Source organism: Streptomyces lanatus, from assembly GCF_014655715.1.
In the GTDB taxonomy this organism is placed as follows: Bacteria; Actinomycetota; Actinomycetes; order Streptomycetales; family Streptomycetaceae; genus Streptomyces; species Streptomyces lanatus.
In genome coordinates this window covers 15389-36806 of the sequence record NZ_BNBM01000026.1, presented here as the reverse complement: position 1 = coordinate 36806, position 21418 = coordinate 15389, and the positions used below count along the sequence as shown (strand labels likewise).

Genomic DNA, 21418 nt, shown 5'->3' with positions numbered 1-21418 from the left:
CGATGAGCCAACCCACGAGCGTTCGCCTGACCGTCGCCCAGGCGCTGGTGCGGTTCCTGTCCGCCCAGTACACCGAGCGCGACGGCGTACGGCATCGGCTGATCGCCGGCACCTGGGGCATTTTCGGCCATGGCAATGTGGCCGGCCTCGGGCAGGCCCTCCTCCAGGCGGGCGAGGACGTGATGCCCTACCACCAGGGCCGCAACGAGCAGTCCATGGTGCACGCGGCCGTCGGCTACGCCCGCCAGCTCAACCGCCTCTCCGCGCAGGCCGTGACGACGTCGATCGGCCCGGGCGCGACGAACCTGGTGACGGGCGCGGCCCTGGCGACCATCAACCGTCTGCCGGTCCTGCTCCTCCCCGGCGACTACTTCGCCTCGCACGCCCCGGACCCGCTGCTCCAGCAGCTGGAGCACCCGACCGAGGCGGACGTGTCGGTCAACGACACCCTGCGGCCCGTGTCGAGGTACTTCGACCGGATCACCCGCCCCGAGGCCCTGATCCCGTCCGCGCTCAACGCCATGCGCGTCCTCGCCGACCCGGCCGAGACCGGCGCGGTCACCCTGGCCCTCCCCCAGGACGTGCAGGCGGAGGCCTACGACTGGCCGGAGGAGTTCTTCGCCGACCGCGTCTGGTACGTACGGCGCCCCGCGCCCGACCCGGTCGAACTGGCGACGGCCGTCGAGGCGATCCGCGCTGCCGAGCGTCCGCTGATCATCGCGGGCGGCGGTGTCCACCACAGCGAGGCCGAGGACGCGCTGAAGGCCTTCGTCGACGCCACCGGCATCCCGGTCGCCTCGACCCAGGCCGGCAAGGGCTCGCTCCGCTACGACCACCCGGCCGACCTCGGCGGCATCGGCCACACCGGCACCTCGGTCAGCGACGACATCGCCCGCGCCGCGGACCTGGTGATCGGCGTGGGCACGCGGTACACCGACTTCACCACGGCCTCCGGCACCCTCTTCCAGCGGCCGGACGTCCGCTTCCTCAACCTCAACATCACCGGGTTCGACGCGCACAAGCTGGCCGCGCGGACGCTGGTGTGCGACGCGCGGTCCGGGCTCACGGCATTGACGGAGGCGCTTTCCGGCCATCGTGTGGAGGCGGCTTACGAGGCCGAGTACCGCACCGGCAAGGAGCGTTGGGAGGCGGTGGTCGAGGCCGCCTACCGTGCCGACGACGAGAGCGCTGTACCGACGCAGACCCAGGTGCTCGGCGCACTGGACGCCATCGTCGGCGACGACGACGTGGTGATCAACGCGGCCGGTTCACTCCCGGGCGACCTGCACAAACTGTGGCGGTCGCGCTCCCCGCGCCAGTACCACCTGGAGTACGGCTACTCCTGCATGGGTTACGAGATCCCGGCCGGGATCGGCATCCAGCAGGCCGCCCCGGACGTCGCCGTGTGGTCGCTGGTCGGCGACGGCACATATCTGATGATGCCGACGGAGATCGTGACCGCCGTCCAGGAAGGGCTGCCGGTCAATATCGTCCTGATCCAGAACCACGGCTACGCCTCCATCGGCGGGCTGTCGAACGAGGTCGGCGCCGAGCGCTTCGGCACCGACTACCGCTACCGCGCCGCCGACGGCACCTTCAGCGGCGCCCCGCTCCCGGTCGACCTCGCCGCCAACGCCGCCAGCCTCGGCATGGACGTGCTGCGCGCCAAGACGGTGGGCGAGCTGCGCGCGGCGCTGGCCAAGGCCCGCGCCTCCGACCGGCCGACCTGTGTGTACGTCGAGACGGACATCCTGAACCCGACCTCGCCGGGCCCCGAGGCCTGGTGGGACGTGCCCGTGGCCGAGGTCGCCGACCGCGAGGCCGCCGTCGAGGCCCGCGAACGGTACGACAGCCATGTCGCCGACCGCCGCCGTCACCTCTGAACTCCCCCTTACGAAAGGCACTTTCGCACCATGAAGACCATCACCCACTGGATCGACGGCAAGCCGGTCGAGGGCACCTCCGGCCGCTTCAGCCCCGTCTACAACCCGGCCACCGGCGCCCAGGAGAAGCAGGTCGCCTTCGCGACCGTCGACGAGGTGGACGCCGCCGTCGCCTCCGCCAAGGCCGCGTTCGAGAGCTGGGGCCAGTCGTCCCTGGCCAAGCGCACCGCGATCCTGTTCAAGTACCGCGAGCTGCTAGACGCCCACCGCGACGAGATCGCCGAACTCATCACCGCCGAGCACGGCAAGGTGCACTCCGACGCCCTCGGCGAGGTCGCGCGCGGCATGGAGATCGTAGAGCTGGCCTGCGGGATCTCCGTGCAGCTCAAGGGCGAGCTGTCGACGCAGGTGTCGACCCGGGTGGACGTGGCCTCGATCCGGCAGCCGCTGGGCGTGGTCGCCGGCATCACGCCGTTCAACTTCCCCGCCATGGTGCCGATGTGGATGTTCCCGCTGGCCATCGCCTGCGGTAACACCTTCGTGCTGAAGCCGTCCGAGAAGGACCCGTCGGCGTCGTACCGGCTCGCCGAGCTGGCCACCGAGGCGGGGCTGCCGGAGGGCGTGCTGAATGTCGTACAGGGCGACAAGGTCGCCGTGGACCGGCTTCTGGAGCACCCGGACATCGAGGCGGTCTCCTTCGTCGGCTCGACGCCGATCGCGAAGTACATCCAGCTCAAGGCGGTCGAGCACGGCAAGCGCGTCCAGGCGCTCGGCGGCGCCAAGAACCACATGCTGGTCCTGCCCGACGCCGACCTGGACTTCGCCGCCGACCAGGCGATCAACGCCGCGTACGGTTCGGCGGGCGAGCGCTGCATGGCAGTGTCGGTCGTGGTCGCGGTCGGTGACACGGGCGACGACCTGGTCGCGAAGATCGCCGAGCGGGCGAAGAACCTGAAGATCGGCCCCGGCAACGACCCGGCCTCCGAGATGGGCCCGCTGATCACGCGCGAGCACCGCGACAAGGTGGCGTCGTATGTCTCTTCGGCTGCCGAGCAGGGCGCGGAGGTCGTGGTCGACGGCACCGGTTACACGGTGGACGGCCACGAGGACGGCTTCTTCCTGGGTGTATCCCTCCTCGACAGGGTGCCGCTGACGGCGGACGCGTACCGGGACGAGATCTTCGGTCCCGTGCTCGCGGTGGTGCGTGCGGAGACGTACGACGAGGCCATCAAGCTGATCAACGACTCCCGTTGGGGCAACGGCACCGCGATCTTCACCCGGGACGGCGGCGCCGCCCGCCGCTTCCAGCTGGAGGTCAAGGCGGGCATGGTCGGCGTGAACGTGCCGATCCCGGTGCCGGTCGGCTACCACTCCTTCGGTGGCTGGAAGGACTCGCTCTTCGGCGATCTGCACATCTACGGCAACGACGGCATCGCCTTCTACACCCAGGGGAAGGTGATCACCACGCGTTGGCCGGACCCGTCCGACGGTGGCATCAACCTCGGTTTCCCCAGCAACTCCTGACACCCTGACAGGGAGGTCGTCCCATGGCGAAGACCCGCGGCCCGGCACGCACCGCGTCCGCCTCCGCGCTGGACGCGGTGGACTTCGCCCTGGACCGGGGCAGTCCCGTGCCGCTGTACTACCAGCTCGCGCAGCAGCTGGAGGCGGCGATCGAGCACGGGGTCCTCGCCCCGGGCAACCTCCTGGGCAACGAGGTGGACCTGTCGGTGCGGCTGGGCCTGTCCCGGCCCACCGTCCGGCAGGCCATCCAGTCGCTCGTCGACAAGGGGCTGCTGGTGCGGCGGCGCGGGGTGGGCACCCAGGTGGTGCACAGCCAGGTCAAACGCCCGCTGGAGCTCAGCAGCCTGTACGACGACCTGGAGGCTGCCGGACAGGGCCCGACCACGCAGGTCGTCCGCAACGAACGCGTCCCGGCGACCGCCGACGTCGCCGCCGCGCTGGGCATCGCGGAGGACGCGGAGGTCATCCTCCTCGAACGGCTGCGCTGCACGCACGGCCAGCCGGTGGCCATCCTCTGCAACTACCTGCCGGCGACCCTGCTCGACCTCGACACCGCCCGGCTGGAGGCCACCGGCCTCTACCGGATGATGCGGGCCGTCGGCATCACCCTGCACAGCGCCCGCCAGACCATCGGCGCCCGCTGCGCCACCGCCGAGGAGGCGCGACGCCTTGACGAGAAGGAGGGCGCCGCGCTGCTGACCATGCAGCGCACGGCGTACGACGACACGGGCCGGCCGGTCGAGTACGGGACGCACATCTACCGCGCGTCCCGGTACGCGTTCGACTTCCAGCTGCTCGTCAGGACTTGAGGCTCGCGGTGAACGGTGTGACGGGCCGCTCCAGGCGCTCGCCGTCCAGGGTGATCTCGACCGCCTCGTTGTAGAAGGCCACGAGCCCCTGGACGGGAGCCACCGCGGCCAGCGGCTCGGCGTAGCTCCAGACGATGTTCCGCGGGACCTCTCCCTCGCCGCGCCAGTTCCAGTACTGGGCCGTGCCCTTGTACGGGCACCCGGTGCGATGGTCGGTGGGCTCGAACAGGTCGAGCCGTACGTCCTCGCGGGGGATGTAGTACCGGGTGGGCAGTCCGGTCTCGAACAGCAGCACCGGACAGTGGGTGTCCGCGACGACCGTGCCGTCGATCTCGACCTGGACATGGCGGCTGCTGGGCATGGCGTCGACCCGTTTGTGCGGGTCGCGCGGGTGGATGAAGATCTCTTCCTCCTCCTCGTACCAATGGTCGAGGCCGGTCCCCCAGCGCCAGAACCACTCGAAGGCGATGTGGTCGGCGAGGTCGCCGGCGGGGAAGGTCCACGCCGCGTTCTCCACCAGCGCTCCGTCGGCTTCGAGGTCGATTGCGAGGTCGTAGAAGATCTGCGAGCCGGTGTGCTTGCCCGGTGTCGGGTTCTTGGCCGGGCGGAGGAGGTCGGTGCGGACCTCCTCACGCGGGAACGCGTAGCACGGGACGGGCAGATCGGGTTCCCAGACCAGGACGGGGTGCCGGCTGTCGACGACGGTGACATCACCCTTGAGGCCGCGTACCCAGCGCTCGCTGGGCTCCCACAGGAGGCCTTCGGGGGTCGTACGGACATTGCGCTCGTTGGGGAACAGAGGCATGGCGCACTCTCCTTCGGCTCCTCTTCGGAGCGTACTCCGGGAGGGCTCAGTGGGCCGCGTCGAGCCGGGCCCGCTGGTCGGCGGTCAGCTCCAGGTCCACGGCAGCCAGGCTCTCCTCCAGCTGGGCAACGGACGACGCCCCGACCAGGGGGATGATCGGCAGTTCGGCGCCGATCTGCCAGGCCAGGACGACCTGGTTGAGGGTGGCGCCGGTCTCCTGGGCGACCTCGCGCAGGACCTTCAGGCGGGCCGGGGTCCCCGGGTGGTCGAAGTCACCGGGCAGCGCTACGTCCGGGCGGGTGTACGCGCCCTTCAGCAGCGGTGAGTAGGCGACCAGCGTCAGACCGGGCTCGGCCCGCAGATAGCTCAGCAGCTCCGGGCCGGCGTGGCCGAGGCTGCCGTCGGGGAACAGGCCCTCGGGGACGTCGACGCGGGGCCGCAGATGGCTGTGGGCGTACTGCAGCACCTCGTAGCCGGGCAGTCCGGCCTCCACGGCGAGCGCGCGGGCCCGCTCGACCCGCCAGATCGCGTGGTTGCTGACGCCGAGGAGCCCCACGGTGCCCTCGGCGACCAGCTCCGCGAACCCCTCGACGGTCTCCTGGAGCGGGACCTTGCGGTCCTCGATGTGGGCGTAGAGCAGATCGAGCTTCGCCACACCAAGCCGGTCGCGGCTGCGCTCGGCGGACTCACGGATGACCTTGGCCGACAGGCCCTCCGGGTTGTTGACGTAGTCCGTCCCCGGGGCCAGCGGGCGGGCGCCGAGCTTGGTGGCGATGACGAGCTCGTCGCCGACGCCACGGCTGCGGCGCCACCGGCCGAGGAGTTCCTCGCTCTGTCCGCCCTGGCCGCCGTCCTCCCAGAAGGCGTAGTTGTCGGAGGTGTCGATGAAGGTGCCGCCTGCCTCGACAAAGCGGTCGAGCACGGCGAAGGAGGTCTCCTCGTCGGTGCGCGAGCCGAAGAGCATCGCGCCGAGCGCGAGGACGCTGACCTCGCGGCGGGTGTGCGGGGCGGTGCCGATGGTGCGGTACTTCATGGGTGGGTCCCCTCCCGTTCGTGCGCCCGGTTCTCGGGGCACGAACGGGAGTCTTCATCTTGAAGCGCACTTCAAGTCAAGGGCGGGCGAAAGGTCCCTCCAGCGCGGCCCATTGCAGCAGCATGATCGTCTTGGCGTCGGCGATCTCCCCGGTGCGGATCATCTCCAGGGCACGGCGGAAGGGCAGTTCGAGGATCTCGATGTCCTCGCCCTCCTCGTCGAGCCCGCCGCCCTCGTGGGTGCGGGTGGAGGTGCCGTAGGCGGCGGCGTAGAAGCTGACGCGTTCGGTGACGGACCCCGGGCTCATGTAGATGTCGAAGACGTGCTGGACGTCGCCGATGGTGTGCCCGGTCTCCTCCACCACCTCCCTCCGCACGGCGATCTCGGGGTGCTCGTCATCGTCGTCGAGCAGCCCGCCCGGGGTCTCGATGAGCATGCCGTCGGGGTGGCCGTTGACGTACACGGGGAACCTGAACTGCCTGGTCAGCAGGACGGTTTCACGTTCGGCGTCGTAGAGGAGCATGGTCGCGCCGTTGCCGCGGTCGTGTGTCTCGCGCTGCTGGGTGCTCCAGGTGCCGTCGGCGTGCTGGAAGTCGAAGGTGGTGGCGCGCTCGACGTACCAGTGGCTGGACAGCAGTTTCACGTCCCGCACCTTGACCCGCGGGTTGCCGGTCAGATCCCGGCCCGCCTGGTCGAGTCCGGTGCGGCCACGGCCGTCGGGGGTGTCGATGCCGGCGGTCATCGGACACCGGCCGGTTGGATGAGCGAGTTGGTCATGCCCCGCTTCTACCATCCTTCGGTCCTCAGCCCTCGACGTCGGCCTTGTCCACCACCAGCTCCGCCGCGGGCGGCCGGATGTCCAACGGCTCGTCGAAGGCACTGAACGACGTGGTGGTGACGTTCCCGCCACCCTTGTAGACGGTCTTCAGCAGGTACGGCTTGCCCGTGGTGGCCACATAGAAGGTGTACGCCCCGCCCTTGTCCCCCTTGTCGGTGACGTGCAGAGCGATCGCCTCCCGCCCGCCGACGCTGCCGGCCGCCCCCTTCGTCGCCTTGCCGAACGACTCGAACGGCCAGGTGCACGCGGCCAGTCCATCGCCCGGCTGCGCCTCGTCGGCGGGAACCTTCGCCCACTGCTTGGGCCGCACGTCGGCGACCGACCTGCCGCTCCAGTTCTCGAGGTAGGTCTCGTCGGGGCGGACGTAATCGGTCTCACCGATCCTGATCTGTTCGAGACTGCCGTTCCGGGCCCAGGTGGTCCTGGCCGTACAGCGCTCCTTCAGATCCGTCCTCAGCCTCGTCCTCACCGACTCGCTGCCGACGGTGTTGCTCATGTCGACGGTCACGGAACGCAGCGCGCTCATCGTGTCATTGGCCTCGTCGAGAAGCTCCCGCGCGGACTTCTCCGCAGTGCCGCCCCCGCCGGAGCAGCCGGTGAGCACAGCCCCGACGGCCAGATACACGGCCACCCTCGGAATCGTTCGCATCGAGCCTCCCTCGCCCCGTCGAGCCCCCGGCTCTGCCCCTGTTCACCACATGACCATGCCCATGATCGGCAGCGGAGCCTATCAGTCATATCAGTCATGTCCAGGTCACACCCTCGTCGGTTCGGGACCCCTCACGACGTCCGACCGCTAGCCTTCAGCGCATGGGTCATCAGCAGCGACGCGTCGAAATGATCGCCAAACGGGCAGCACCGCATCTTGAGCCCGGTGAGCGGATACAGACGGGATTCATCGCGCAGTCCGGTTCATGGATCACGGCGCGGGTGTGGACGTTCGTGGTCACGGACCGCGCGATTCTGATCGTGAGCCGCAAGGGCGCGCAGCGGCTTCCCCGGGACTTCTGGTTCGGCACGCCGTCCGGGGTGTACCACAGCATCGAGCTGGACCGTACCTACAAGGTGCACCGGGATTACTACGCCGAGGTCAAAACCGCCGACGAGGCGCTGCGCGAGACGCAGGCCCCCGGAGAATGAGCCGACGTGAGTCCGGCTACGCCTCCGCAAGCCGCCCGCTCTCCTGTGAGGCCGGTGGTGGCCCGGGGCCGGCCGGCACCCTGGTCGGCGCCGTCGGCCGGGACGGGTTTGCCGTACCGCTCGCAGATCGGGTAGTCGGCGCGGCTGTCACCGGCCCGGAGGCACTCGGCGAGGGCCCCGTCGAGCAGCGCGAAGTGCGGGGCTGTCTCGCGCAGCACCCTGTGGTTTCGGCCCTGGGGCGCATGCCCTCCTTTCCCTGATCCTCACCATGGCCGACGCTGCGAAGCAGACGTGCACCGAACACTGGTCCCCAATCCCACGTCGCCGAGCGCACTCCCGTGTTGAAGTGTGAGCAGCACACCGAGCGTCCACGTATCCAGCCCGTCCAGGAAGTCCCTGACATCATGAGGTGGCATGGCTTCGGACGCTTCCGGCACACGCACCGTCAGCCGACGCTGCTGACCAAGGACAGCCTGTGCCCGATGCAGATCCCGGGAGAACCTGCGTGGCTGCAACGCCCCGATGTCGGAAGCGGGTTGGTGGCCGGCAAGGGGGTGGGTCGGACAGGTCAGGTCAGGTCCAGGGGCTGACCACCGTGAAGGAGCTGTCGGCCAGGAAGGTCTCGGTGTTCTGGTGGGGGTCCACGCGCAGTGCGTAGTTGTAGTGGCGGATGTAGCGGCCGGGGTAGTTGTACGACTCGAGGCGGATGGAGCCGGATGTGCTGCCGGGGCGGGCGCAGTAGGTGGCGTCTTTGTTGAAGGTGTCGGTGCCGTTGCTGCTGTCGAAGCGGATCCGGTAGTCCCAGTGGCGCAGATAGCGGCCGGAGGAGTGGCGGAAGGAGTAGCAGTTGGCGTCGGCGAGGCCGGGTACGACGGTGAAGGTGGCGCTCTGCTTGACGGCGGTGCCGCTGGAGGTGCTCACCGGGTCGATGTGGCCGAGGCTGTCGGAGCGCACCACGGCGTACCGGTCGGGGTAGTTGGCCGACCGTAGCGACCTGGTGGTGTTGGTGGGCAGGGTGACGCCGCCGGGGACCGTCTCCTTCAGCACGGTGAGGTGACGCGCGAAGCCTGTGAGCCCGGGTAGCTCGGTGGGCGTGGTCCAGGTGGCGAAGTTGTCGTAGCTGTCGCTGTACCAGTACTTCCCGGCGCGGTAGCCGTCGTAGTAGATGCGCCAGCCGCCGTTGTCGAGCTGGACCAGGGCCGGGCCTTCGACCCAGTCGCCGAAGCCGGCCCAGTTGCCCGTCTTCCGCATGGTGTAGGGGCCGGTGAGGCTGGAGGCGGTGGCGTATTCGATGTACTTCGTCGTCTCGTTCTTGGTGAACGCGTGGTAGGTGGAGCCGACCTTGACGATGAAGGTGTCGATGTAGTTCGGGCCGATGCCGGACAGCTGGGTGGGCGCCGACCAGGTGGTCAGCGCGGAGTTGGTCGCCGTGATCTTGTAGGGGGTGAAGTGGGTGGCGGTGCTCGCCGATGTCAGGGACACGATGATGTTGACGCTGCCGTCGGTGTCGATGAACCACTCGGGTGCCCAGGTGCGGGTCAGCCCGCTGATCGGGATCGTGTAGTTGTACAGGAACGTCCAGTTCACCCGGTCGGTGCTCCGGGCGAAACCGATCGTGTTCCCGGTCCAGTTGGTGGTGTAAGTGAGGTAGTAGAAGCCGTCGGTGTGCTTGAAGATGCTGGGGTCCCGGATCAGCCCGGACGGCGGGGTGTAGGCCGGGCCCTTGCGGAGGGTGTAGCCGGTGGCGTCCGGCGAGTCGTAGACGTACAGGTTCGACTCACTGCTGTTGGTGAACGCGGTCATCGTGTACCGCGTCGCCTGCCCGGCCGGTGGGGTGGCGGCGGAGGCGGTGCCCTGAAAGACGGCGCCACCCAGCAGGACCAGCAACAGCGGGCCCAGCAGGGCGAGCAGCGTTCTCACGGTTCTGTTCAACTCTTCCTCCAGGAACCGGCCCGTCCGCTTGGCCGATCGCCGTGACGAGGGACGCAGTTGTTCGAAATAGCGACCAGTGTGCGGAACTTCGAGCAGAAGATATGTTTGCGCCATGGTTCCGTCAATGTTTCCGACGAGTACCGTTCCTGCGCATTTCGCGCCGCCCGGATAACGAAAAAGCCGTACTGCCGCACACGTTGACTTCCATACGCGGCACCCTCTACGTTCGGCGCCGACCCCGTCCGGCAATTCGACCCGCGTTCGGAATATCGGTCATCCGCGGTGCGAGAGCGGTCCCGCCTCCGGAAGGAACTCACCCCCCATGCCCCGAACCGCGCGCCTTCCAGGCGCCAGCCCTTCTGCAACCCCAGCTCCGCTCGGGCAGGAACTGGCTTCACGGTCGTGAGCCCACCGGCCAACAGAGGAAGGCGCCGGCACCGCTTGGCACGTGGACGGCGCTTCCTTGGCCGTCCCGGTATCTGTACGAGGCGGTGTCTCGCGTCGGAAGACCGCCCTTCCATGCGATGACTTCTGGCAGATGACCGCCGCCGGCCGGGCGAGCCGGCAGTGGCAGCTGCGCCCGCACACTGGTGGCGAATTCGTCCTGGTCGACCGCGACAACGGCAAGGTGCTCGACGTCAAGGGAGGCAACGCGGACGACGGTGTCGCGCTGATCCAGTACCGCGACGTCGGCAGCTCCAACCAGCGATGGACCGTCCACCGCGGCACCGGCCGGGGATCCCGAAGGGAACCCGCACGCGCCGCACCCGGCCACCGGACATATGAGCCGACACACCAACGACCAAGCAATCGCTCTCTCGTCGTCGAAAGGTGCAAGATGTCCTCCTCCCTCAGCAGACGGCGCCTGTTGCAAGTAGCCGGAGCCACCGCCGCAGCCTCTGCGACCGGATCCTTCATCGGGGCATCTGCCGCCCACGCGGCGGCCGTTCCTCCCGCAAGGGCCGACATCGGGGTCTTGGCGCATCCCTTCGAACTCGGCCAGGTCCGGCTCACCGCGAGCCGGTGGCTGGACAACCAGAGCCGCACGCAGAACTACCTGCGGTTCGTCGATGTCGACCGGCTGCTGTACAACTTCCGCGCCAACCACCGGCTGTCCACCAACGGCGCGGCCGCCACCGGCGGCTGGGACGCACCGGACTTCCCCTTCCGCAGCCACGTCCAAGGACACTTCCTCACGGCCTGGGCGCAGCTGTACGCGGTGACCGGGGACACCACCTGCCGGGACAAGGCAACCCACATGGTTGCGGAGTTGGCCAAGTGCCAGGCCAACAACAGCGCCGCCGGTTTCAACGCCGGGTACCTTTCTGGCCTCCCCGAGTCCGACTTCACCGCTCTCGAGCAGGGGACCCCGCGGGGCGTGCCGTACTACACCATCCACAAGACCCTCGCCGGGCTGCTGGACGTATGGCGCCACATCGGCAGCACACAGGCCCGGGACGTGCTGCTCGCCCTGGCGGGATGGGTCGACTTGCGCACCGGCCGGCTGAGCGGCCAGCAGATGCAGGCCATGCTGCAGACCGAGTTCGGCGGCATGAACACCGTGCTGACCGATCTCTATCAGCAGACGGGCGACGCACGGTGGCTCACCGTGGCCCGGCGGTTCGACCATGCCGCGGTGTTCGACCCCCTGGCGGCCAACCAGGACCAGCTCAGCGGACTGCACGCCAACACGCAGGTGCCCAAGTGGATCGGGGCCGCCCGGGAGTACAAGGCCACCGGCACGACCCGCTACCGGGACATCGCCACCAACGCCTGGAACTTCACCGTCGACGCGCACACCTATGCCATCGGCGGCAACAGCCAGGCGGAGCACTTCCGCGCTCCGAACGCCATCGCCGGCTACCTGAACAAGGACACGTGCGAAAGCTGCAACACCTTCAACATGCTCACCCTCACCCGGGAACTGTTCGCGCTGGACCCGAACCGGGCCGCGCTGTTCGACTACTACGAGCGGGCGTGGCTGAACCAGATGATCGGCCAGCAGAACCCGGCCGACAACCACGGCCACGTCACCTACTTCACCCCGCTCAACCCGGGAGGCCGACGCGGTGTGGGCCCCGCGGTGGGCGGCGGCACCTGGAGCACCGACTACGGCACCTTCTGGTGCTGCCAGGGCACGGGCCTGGAGATGCACACCAGGCTGATGGACTCCATCTACTTCCGCAGTGACAACACCCTGATCGTGAACCTGTTCGTGCCCTCGGTGCTCAACTGGTCGGAGCGCGGAATCACGGTCACCCAGACCACGACGTACCCCGTCGGCGACACCACGACCCTGAAGGTCACCGGCAATGTCAGCGGCACCTGGGCGATGCGCGTGCGCATCCCGGGGTGGACCACCGGGGCGAGCGTCAGCGTCAACGGCGTCGCGCAGAACATCACCACCGCCCCCGGCAGCTACGCCACCCTGACCCGCTCCTGGACCTCCGGCGACACGGTCACCGTCCGCCTGCCCATGCGGGTCATCATGCGAGCGGCCAACGACAACCCGAACGTCACCGCTGTCACCTACGGCCCGGTGGTCCTGTCCGGTAACTACGGTGACTCCGCGCTCAGTTCCCTCCCGACACTGAACACGTCCTCGATCACACGGACCAGCGGCAGTTCGCTCGCCTTCACCGCCACCGCCAACGGCTCCACCGTCAACCTGGGCCCGTTCCACGACGCGCACGGCCACAACTACACCGTCTACTGGAACACAAGCGACACCGTCCGCCTGGCCAACGTGGGCAGCGGTCTCGTGCTGGGCATCCAGAACATGTCCACGGCCGACGGTGGCCGCGCTCTGCAGTGGAACGACTCGGGCACCGCCGACCACGACTGGCAAATGATCGCCGACGGAAACGCGGTCCGCTTCCGCAACGCCCACAGCGGCAAGGTGCTCGGCGTCCTGGACATGTCGGCGGCAGACGACGCGACCGTCCTGCAGTGGTCGGACAACGGCACCGCCGACCACCGCTGGGTGCTGCTCGACCAGGGAGACGGAACCTACAAGATCCGCAACGAGAACAGCGGCAAGCTGCTCGCCATCGCGAACAACTCCACCGCTGTCGGCGCATTCGCAGTCCAGGACTCGGACGACGGCACCGCCGACAACCGGTGGCGCATCGTGCGGAACTAGGCCGCCGCGGAACCAGATCTTGGTCGCTCTCCACCCTTCAGTCTGCTCGACGCGTCGACCGCTCACCCAAGGAATGAGGTCCCCTTGCTCAGACGTACTTTCAGCCGCAGACATTTGTCTCTGCTGCTCGCCGCTCTGGTCGCTTCGGTGGCGACGCTCGTCGCCAACCCGGCTCAGGCGGCCACCACCGGCGCCGTGCGCGGTGTCGCTTCTGGCCGGTGTCTCGATGTGTCGGGCGCCGGCCAGACCGACGGCACGAACGTGCAGATCTGGGACTGCCATGGCGGGACCAACCAGCAGTGGACGCTGACGGACAACAACCAGCTGAGCGTGTACGGCAACAAATGCCTGGATGTTCCGGGCCACGCCACCACGGCCGGTACCCGACCGGTGATCTGGTCCTGCAACGGCGGTACGAACCAGCAGTGGCGGGTGAACGCCGACGGCACGATCGTCGCCGTGGAGTCCGGACTGTGCCTGGACGTCAGCGGCGGCGCCACGGCCAACGGCACGGCGGTGCAGCTCTGGAACTGCACCGGCAGCAGCAACCAGAAATGGAGCGGCCCGTCCGCGCCGCCGAACGGCACGTGTGCTCTTCCGTCGACGTACCGGTGGAGCTCGACCGGTCCGCTGGCGCAGCCGTCGAACGGGTGGTACTCGCTGAAGGACTTCACGACCGTGACGTACAACGGCAAGCACCTGGTCTACGGGACGTACGCCTCGGAATCGGGTTGGCACTCGATGATGTTCAGTCCCTTCACGAACTGGTCCGACATGGCCTCGGCCCCCCAGAACGGCATGAGCCAGGGCGCGGTGGCGCCCAAACTGTTCTACTTCGCGCCCAAGAACATCTGGGTGCTGGTCTCCAATGGGTGGGGTACCGCCTGGCCCTTCACCTACCGCACGTCCAGCGACCCCACCAACCCCAACGGCTGGTCCGCGCCGCAGGCGCTGTTCACCGGCAGCCTCCCCGTAGGCGGCCCGATCGACCCGACCGTGATCGCCGACGACCAGAACATGTACCTGTTCTTCGCCAATGACAAGGGCAGCATCTTCAGGTCGGTCATGCCGCTCGGGAACTTCCCGAGCAGCTTCGGCTCGTCGTACACGACGGTCATGAGCGACACGGAGGACAACCTGTTCGAGGCCCCGGAGGTTTACAAGGTCCAGGGCCAGAACCAGTACCTCATGATCGTTGAGGCGAAGGGCAGGAACGGGCGCTTCTTCCGCTCGTTCACGGCCCCCGGCCTGAACGGTCCGTGGACCGTCCAGTCCGGCACCGAGAGCAGCCCCTTCGCGGGCAAGGCCAACAGCAACCAGACCTGGACCAACGACATCAGCCACGGTGACCTGGTCCGCAACAACCCCGACCAGACCATGACCATCGACCCCTGCAACCTGCAGTTCCTCTACCAGGGCAGGTCCCCCGGTTCGGACGGCACCGACTACCTGAAGCTGCCGTACCGGCCGGGCGTGCTCACCCTGCAGCGCTGACCGCGCGCACATGATCACAAGCTCATGACCGTGTCCATACGGCCCGCGAAGCGGCTCCCGCTTCGCGGGCCAGGAAGGCTCCCCATGGTTCCCATACACAGACGACTGCTGCGTCTCCTCACCGCCACCGCACTGACGCTCAGCGCCTGCGTCACCGCCTCCGCCGGCACGACCGCCGAGGCCGCGCCGGGCAGCCCCGCGCTCACCCCGCCGATGGGCTGGAACAGCTGGAACAGTTTCGGGTGCGGGATCACCGAGGCGCAGGTCCGCGAGGCCGCCGACGCGATGGTGTCCTCAGGCATGAAGGACGCCGGCTACCGGTATGTCGTCGTCGACGACTGCTGGTTCGACCCGCAGCGCGACGCGGCGGGCAATCTTCGGGCCAACCCGACCAAGTTCCCCAGCGGGATGAAGGCGCTCGGCGACTACATCCACAGCAAGGGCCTGAAGTTCGGCATCTACCAGGCGCCGGGCGAGAAGACGTGCGCGCAGGGCGTGGGCACCTACCCCGGTTCCACGGGCAGCATGGGCCACGAGGCCCAGGACGCCGCCACGTTCGCCTCATGGGGTGTCGACTACCTCAAGTACGACTGGTGCTCCTCCAGCGGCACCCGCGACGAGCAGATCGCGCGCTTCACGCTGATGCGTGACGCCCTGCGCGCCACCGGCCGTCCGATCGTCTACAGCATCAACCCCAACAGCTTCCACGCCATCACCGGCGACAAGTTCAACTGGGGTGAGGTCGCCGACCTGTGGCGGACGACCGAGGACCTGCTGGACATCTGGCAGAACAACAACACCAACAGCTACCCGATGGGCGTCGGCAACGTCCTCGACGTCACCGCGCCCCTGGCCGCGCAGTCGGGTCCTGGTCACTGGAACGACCCCGACATGCTGGTCGTCGGCCGTCCCGGCCTGTCCCTGACCGAGTCCCGCTCCCACTTCGCCCTGTGGGCTCTCATGAGTGCCCCGCTCATGGCCGGCAACGACATCCGCACCATGTCCGCCGACGTGAGCGCCATCCTGCGCAACCCGCGCCTGCTGTCCGTGAACCAGGATCCACTGGGCGCGGGCGGGCGCCGGGTGCGCGACGACGGCGGCACCGAGGTGTTCGCCAAGCCCCTCGCGGACGGCTCCGTCGCGGTCGGCCTGTTCAACCGCGGAAGCGGCACCGCGACGGTCACCACCACGGCCGCGCAAGCCGGCCTGTCCGGCGGCTCGTTCACCCTCACCGACCTGTGGACCGGCACCACGTCCAGCACGTCCGGCCAGATCTCGGCGAGCGTCCCCGCCCACGGCGTCGCCGTGTTCAAGGTGACCGGCGGCAGCCCTCTGGCCGCCACCACCGCCCGCCTGCGCGGCACCGGGTCCGGCCGCTGCCTGGACGTGGACAACGCCTCCACCGCGGCCGGGACCAAGACGCTGATCTGGGACTGCCACACGGCCGCCAACCAGCTGTGGACCACCTGGGCGGGCGGCGAGATCCGGGTCTACGGCGACAAGTGCCTGGACGCCTCCAACCAGGGCACCACCAACGGCACGCCGGTCGTCATCTGGCCCTGCAACGGCCAGAACAACCAGAAGTGGACCGTCGGCTCCGACGGGACGATCCGCAACATCCACGCCGGGCTGTGCCTCGACGCCAACGAGGCCGGCACCGCCAACGGCACCCCGGCCATCCTGTGGACCTGCAACGGCCAGAACAACCAGAAGTGGACCACACTCCCATAACCCCCCACCCCTGCCGCACAGGCAGAGGTCCGACCAGAAGAGGGCAGTCCCACGACAGCGGACCAGGCTGCGGGGACTGCCCCTCCTGCACCGGAACCGGGACTTCCAAGGTGGCCACCCACGGCTGAGCCGACTTCGGGACCCGGCCGTCCCAAGGACACACCAGGACGCTGGAATCCCGGCACGACGCGTATAAGGTTCTCGCCGCGCTGCGCGTGCTGCGGGTCCATCTGAACTTCGCCGGGATCGCGGGCTGCCCCGCACCACGCCGGCGAACGACAGACCGCCGGAGGAAGGGGCCGGAGGCGGCTTACGTACGGCCGTCGTGACCGCCCTGGCCGACACGCAACAGCCTGAACCTCGTCGAGCGGGGCTTCGGCAGCCGGCAAGCCGCCGGGCAACGGCGCCGAGAGAAACACAGACCGTCTCGCCGCACCGCGCCCACGCGCGCTCGAATCGACAACCGCCGCACCGTTGCCCGGAAGACTGCAGGCAGCACACCCGGCGTCGTGAGTGATCTCGACCTCGACCATCCGTACTCCGCCGCGCTCTACGCGCCGGCGAAGGAGCCGCTCCCCGCGACGTGACCGCCGAGCGCGGCTCCGACCAGCCGGCTCTCGAAGGACCGCAGTATCTGTTCGAGATCCGTCGCGTCGAACGACATCGCATCCGTCCCGAGACTGATTCCGGCCGTCTCGGACATGCCCCACACATCGAAGGAGAGGTTTCCGGAGTACGCGTCGACGAGTTTGGGGAATCGTCGGTAACGGCTGGATGCCATGGCTCGGTCGAGGTCCTGCGGTGCCCTGTCCGCACGAGCCCGGATCAGTGTGCGGGGCGCTATGGGGCGGATGTTGACCACGTACGGGTTGTGTGCGGAGCGGCCCAGTTCGGCGGAGACCTCGTCCAGGGATCTGGCGTAGCGGTCGGGCTCTCGCAGGCTGATGGAGGAGGATCTGACGAGTGCCGCGTCCACGGCTCGGCACAGCGCCGGGAACCGGTCGCTGCCCAGGGACGTGTCCACCGGGACGAGGGCCCTGCCGGCGATATGGGCCACCGCCTCGCGGGCGAAGGTGGTCTGTCGGTTGGGCATCACGGTGTTGAACACGCAGGTGCCGATGCCGAGGTGCTCGGCGAGCGTGCACGCGTATGCGGCTTGCAGGACGGCGGTCACGGATGTCCGGTACTGCTTCGCCAGACCGGCGGCCGCGAGGGCGACCGCCGCGGAGTCGAGGCATACGAAGTTGTAGACGGCGGCCCTGTGGCTCGGGGCCACCTGGAGTTCGGGCATGGCGGACCTACGGAGCATGGCCCGGTCATGGGTGTCGACACGATGGGCGTGCCGCAACCCCGAGGGACTGGCTTCGAAGCCCGCGATCTGCCGCGGCCGCCACCCCGGGCCGAGGTCGGCACCCGGATCGGCGGCCAGTCGGGCTATGTGTTCGGCCGCGATCCGGGCAGCGGTCGTGTCCGCCGAGAAGTGGTGCAAGGACAGCGCGATGTGGATGGGCCTGTCGTCCACGGTGATGACGGCGGCCCGCAACGGCAGGTCGTCCGGGGCGAATCCGGGCTCGGCCAGTCGGAGCGTGAAGGCGCTCAGCTCGTCGTAGGTCGGCGGGGCGTCGGAGGCGTACTCATCGACCTGGAGCACGCCGGAAGCCACGACGACCGCGCTCGGGTGCCCGTCCGCGTCACGTGGATAGAGCGTGCGCAGCGCCTCGAAGTGAGCCATGACCCCGGCGAAGGAACGCAGCACCGCGGACATGTCGGGCCGGCCGTGCAGTGCCCGCCCCATCCGTACGTTCCTGTTGCGGGGTCCGTGGAGATGGGGGCGGCATCCTTCGCGTTCATGGGCCTTCTGCGACCAGGTCAGTTCATGCTCTGCGGCGGTGCCGGCGACGAAGACGACGTCATGGCGTGCGGTCTGTCGCATATCCGCCCCGGCCCTCCTCTGGTATACGCGGCAGCGGACGGTCTTCTTGCCGCGTCCCACCGCTCCTTACCGCGTCCCACCGCTCCTCACCACGTCCCGCCGGCGATCGCGGCCAGGTGGACACCGCCCCGCAGAACGAGATGCAGATCGTGCACCCCGGTCACCTCCTCCGGCATCCGCGCGCTGACCGTGCGCCAGTCGTACCGGCTGTCGGTGCCGGTGGTGACACGGAGGGCGGCGAGCAGGGTTCCGGCACCGGGGGCGCCGTCGGCGTAGATCTCGATGGTCGCTTCCTCCTCCGTCGCGCACGACACCTCGGCCGTGATGACCCGCGGCCCGTCCGCCGGGCTGCCCAGGTCGACTGAGCCGTAGCGCAGTGCGCAGTGGATGTCACCGGTCGCCGGGGTGACCGCCTCCCCCTTCTCCCGGCTGGCGTCGACGAGCGTGCCGCCCTCGCACTCGTCGAAGTCGACGGCGGCCAGTCGTCCGCCGAGGAGAGCGCGGGCAGGGAGGGCCGGCCCCGTCACGGTGAGGGGCGCTGTCAGGGCGATGGCTTCGGCCGAGTGCCCGATCAGGATCTCGTACGGCCCCGGCTCCACGGCGAGGGCGCCGGCCGGGACGAACCAGTGGGCCAGGGCCGCGACGGGCAGGTCGAACTCCAGCCGCCGCCGTTCACCGGGGGCGAGGGAGACCTTGCGGAAGTCCGTCAGTCTGCGCCTTGGCGCGCGGTGGCGGGCGTCGAGCGCGCGCGTGTAGAGCTGCACGGTCTCGGTGCCCGTGCGCGCCCCGGTGTTGGTGAGCTCGACGCTCACGGTCAGGGTGTCGTCCTGCGCCGCTTCCCCGGCGGACAGCCGCAGGTCGGAGCAGGCGAAGCTGGTGTAGGACAGGCCGTGCCCGAAGGGGTACAGCGGTGCGGCCTCGTGGTACTGGTACGTCCAGCCGGCGCTGATGATGTCGTAGTCGAGGCGGCCGGGCAGCGGGTCGTCGCCGCGGTACCAGGTCTGCGGGAGCCGTCCGGAGGGTTCGGCCTCGCCGAGCAGGATCGCGGCGAGTGCCCGGCCCGTCTCCTGCCCGCCGTGGGAGGTCCACACCACGGCGGGCAGGTGCTCGTCCGCCCAGTCGACGGCGTACGGGTAGCTGCTCATCACGACCAGTACCGACTCGGGGCGCTCGGTGGTGACGGCGCGCAGCAGGGCCTCCTGCACGGGCGGCAGTGAGATGCCCGTACGGTCCTCGGTCTCGCGCCCGTTGATGTGCGGGTCGTTTCCCAGGACGACCACGGCGACGTCCGCCGAGGCGGCGGCCGCGACGGCTTCGGCGATTCCGTCCCTGACGACCGTTCGGGTCCAGCGTTCCGCCTGCTCGGGGGCTTCGGCAGAGAGGGTGACACGGCCGGTGGCGGGGTCCACGGCGGCATAGCGGCCGTTGCTGATGTTGCGCAGCAGTTCCGTGCCGTCGGGCTGGGGTTCCAGCCGGAGGGTCTCGTGGACGAACCAGCCGTTCGGCTGCGTCTGGTCGGCGGCGAGGGTGAGGTCGCCGTCCTTGAGGGTGACGTAGCGTTCCGTGCGGGCGTTGCGGAGGGTCAGCACGCCTCCACCCCAGTCGAACAGGTCGTGGCAGGCGTTGTCGCCCGCCTCCTGCTCGTCCGAGTGAGCACCGGCCACCATGGGCCCGCCGGGGTCGAGCGCGGGCACGCGCAGGAGGCCTCCGGTGGAGGCGGCGCGCAGCGTGATCCGGTCGACTCCCTCCGCGCGGACCGCTTCGGCGCCGCGCTCCTTGAGTGCCGCCTCCAGGCCGGTGGCAATGGTGATCCGGTACGGCATGGTGCCGCTGTACCAGTCCTCGAAGAGGGTGTCCGCCAACGGACCGATGAGCGCCACGCGTTGGCCGGGTGTCGGCGACAGCGGCAGTGCTCCGTCGTTCTTCAGCAGCACCACCGACTCCGTGGCGGCGCGCAGGGCGAGCGCCCGGTGGGCGGGGCTGTCCACGACGTCGTCGCGGATGCCGGCGTAGGGGTCGAGGTCCGGATCGAACTCGCCGAGGCGCAGGCGTATCGACAGGTGGCGGCGCGCGGCCCGGTCGATGTCGGCCTCGGTGAGCAGCCCGCGGTCGACCGCCGTGCGGAGTCGGCCGAGGGTGATGCTGCCGTCCTCGTCCAGTTCGGTGATGCTGTCGACGCCGGCGCGTACCGCCGCCGCGTGGGAGGTGGGGTGGTCGTCGAAGTAGCGCTCCGATTCGGCGAGGTTGGTGACGGCTCCGGCGTCGCTGCAGACGAACAGCTCGTGGCCGGTGGGCTCGGCCCAGCGCCGTACCTCGGTCTCGAGCAGTGGACTGACATGGCAGGGGCGGCCGTTGATGAGGTTGTAGGCCGGCATGACACCGGTGGCGGCGCCGGACGCGATCGCCGGGCGGAAGGCGGCGAGGTCGTATTCGTGCAGCACCCTGGGCGGTACCACGGAGGAGGTGATGTCGCGCTCGTCCTCGTTGTTGTAGGCGAGGAAGTGCTTCAGGAGCGGTGCCGTGCGCAGATAGACCGGGTGGTCCCCGGCCAGCCCGCGGCAGAACCTGACGGAGAGCCTGCCGGTGAGCAGCGGATCCTCCGCGTACCCCTCCTCGTTGCGGCCCCAGCGGGGGTCGCGCAGCAGGTTCACCACGGGAGCCCAGACCTGGAGGCTGTGCCGATGGCCGTTGAGGGCCGGGCGCTGGTGGAAGGCGCGGGCCTCGGTGCCGACGGCCGAGGCGACCTCGTGCAGCAACTCCTCGTCCCAGGTGGCTCCCAGGCCTACCGCCTGCGGGAACACGGTGGCCGGCCCCAGCCAGGACACGCCGTGCAGCCCTTCGGTACCGGTCTTGAAGGGGGCCAGTCCGAGACGCGGGACTCCTGGCGAGTACTGGTAGAGCAGCTCGATGCGCTCGTCGAGCGTCAGCCGGGAGATCAGGTCGTCGACCCGTCGGGCGAAAGGTAGCGCGGGGTCACGGAACGGCAGGTCGGGGGTGGGTGGCTCGGGGGATGTGGCGGCGGTACTCACCTGAGAAGTCCCTTGCAGGAGGTCGACGGAGACGGCGTGGGGAGCGTGGGCGACTGCGGACCCGGGCGGCGTACGGCTTTTCTCGATCGCACTGTCGTGATGGAGTCGAAGCGCTTCGACGTTGA

General features: G+C 69.2%; 15 protein-coding genes. 8 read left to right on the top strand and 7 right to left on the bottom strand.

What is annotated here, in order from left to right; translation table 11 throughout:
• Window positions 1-2: 2 nt before the first annotated feature.
• From iolD to IE325_RS42665, 3 genes are read left to right on the top strand one after another with little or no spacing between them, the layout of a single operon-like run.
• On the top strand, window positions 3-1883 hold the full coding sequence (iolD, locus tag IE325_RS42675; RefSeq protein WP_190075599.1) for a 3D-(3,5/4)-trihydroxycyclohexane-1,2-dione acylhydrolase (decyclizing): 1881 nt from the start codon (window positions 3-5) through the stop codon (window positions 1881-1883).
• Window positions 1884-1913: 30 nt separating this feature from the next.
• Window positions 1914-3407, top strand: coding sequence for a CoA-acylating methylmalonate-semialdehyde dehydrogenase (locus tag IE325_RS42670; protein ID WP_190075598.1), 1494 nt, complete (start codon window positions 1914-1916; stop codon window positions 3405-3407).
• A 23-nt stretch (window positions 3408-3430) separates the two neighbouring features.
• Window positions 3431-4216, top strand: a complete 786-nt coding sequence (locus IE325_RS42665) for a GntR family transcriptional regulator (RefSeq protein WP_190075597.1) — start codon at window positions 3431-3433, stop codon at window positions 4214-4216.
• Here IE325_RS42665 and IE325_RS42660 read toward each other — a convergent pair.
• From IE325_RS42660 to IE325_RS42645, 4 genes are all read right to left on the bottom strand, one after another.
• Entirely contained in the window at window positions 4206-5021 is an 816-nt protein-coding gene (locus tag IE325_RS42660; RefSeq protein WP_190075596.1) for a DUF427 domain-containing protein, read from the bottom strand. The genes IE325_RS42665 and IE325_RS42660 overlap by 11 nt on opposite strands.
• A gap of 46 nt (window positions 5022-5067) precedes the next feature.
• Complete coding sequence (locus IE325_RS42655; protein WP_190075595.1) at window positions 5068-6054, bottom strand: aldo/keto reductase; 987 nt, start codon at window positions 6052-6054, stop codon at window positions 5068-5070.
• A gap of 76 nt (window positions 6055-6130) precedes the next feature.
• A complete protein-coding gene (locus IE325_RS42650; RefSeq protein ID WP_190075594.1) occupies window positions 6131-6796 on the bottom strand; it encodes an NUDIX domain-containing protein in 666 nt (221 codons plus the stop codon).
• A gap of 61 nt (window positions 6797-6857) precedes the next feature.
• Window positions 6858-7541, bottom strand: coding sequence for a hypothetical protein (locus IE325_RS42645; RefSeq protein ID WP_190075593.1), 684 nt, complete (start codon window positions 7539-7541; stop codon window positions 6858-6860).
• Window positions 7542-7702: 161 nt separating this feature from the next.
• On the opposite strand from IE325_RS42645, the gene IE325_RS42640 reads away from it, so the two are divergent.
• Both IE325_RS42640 and IE325_RS42635 read left to right on the top strand, forming a co-directional pair.
• Window positions 7703-8032 carry a hypothetical protein gene (locus tag IE325_RS42640; protein ID WP_190075592.1) on the top strand — a complete coding sequence of 110 codons (330 nt, stop codon included), beginning with the start codon at window positions 7703-7705 and terminating at the stop codon, window positions 8030-8032.
• On the top strand, window positions 8029-8292 hold the full coding sequence (locus tag IE325_RS42635; protein WP_190075591.1) for a hypothetical protein: 264 nt from the start codon (window positions 8029-8031) through the stop codon (window positions 8290-8292). Before IE325_RS42640 ends, IE325_RS42635 begins: the two co-directional genes overlap by 4 nt.
• Window positions 8293-8605: 313 nt before the next feature.
• Here IE325_RS42635 and IE325_RS42630 read toward each other — a convergent pair whose 3' ends face one another.
• A complete protein-coding gene (locus IE325_RS42630; protein WP_190075590.1) occupies window positions 8606-9964 on the bottom strand; it encodes a glycoside hydrolase family 43 protein in 1359 nt (452 codons plus the stop codon).
• A gap of 538 nt (window positions 9965-10502) precedes the next feature.
• Between IE325_RS42630 and IE325_RS42625 the strand changes: the two genes are divergently transcribed.
• The 3 genes from IE325_RS42625 to IE325_RS42615 all read left to right on the top strand — a co-directional run bounded on the left by IE325_RS42625 (window position 10503) and on the right by IE325_RS42615 (window position 16331).
• Window positions 10503-13106, top strand: coding sequence for a beta-L-arabinofuranosidase domain-containing protein (locus IE325_RS42625; protein ID WP_190075589.1), 2604 nt, complete (start codon window positions 10503-10505; stop codon window positions 13104-13106).
• Between the two features lie 84 nt (window positions 13107-13190).
• A complete protein-coding gene (locus IE325_RS42620; RefSeq protein WP_190075588.1) occupies window positions 13191-14600 on the top strand; it encodes a non-reducing end alpha-L-arabinofuranosidase family hydrolase in 1410 nt (469 codons plus the stop codon).
• Between the two features lie 84 nt (window positions 14601-14684).
• Window positions 14685-16331 carry a glycoside hydrolase family 27 protein gene (locus IE325_RS42615; RefSeq protein WP_190075587.1) on the top strand — a complete coding sequence of 549 codons (1647 nt, stop codon included), beginning with the start codon at window positions 14685-14687 and terminating at the stop codon, window positions 16329-16331.
• A 550-nt stretch (window positions 16332-16881) separates the two neighbouring features.
• Here IE325_RS42615 and IE325_RS42610 read toward each other — a convergent pair.
• Both IE325_RS42610 and IE325_RS42605 read right to left on the bottom strand, forming a co-directional pair.
• A complete protein-coding gene (locus tag IE325_RS42610; protein ID WP_190075586.1) occupies window positions 16882-18264 on the bottom strand; it encodes a condensation domain-containing protein in 1383 nt (460 codons plus the stop codon).
• Between the two features lie 86 nt (window positions 18265-18350).
• Complete coding sequence (locus IE325_RS42605; protein ID WP_190075585.1) at window positions 18351-21293, bottom strand: glycoside hydrolase family 3 protein; 2943 nt, start codon at window positions 21291-21293, stop codon at window positions 18351-18353.
• Window positions 21294-21418 lie beyond the last annotated feature (125 nt).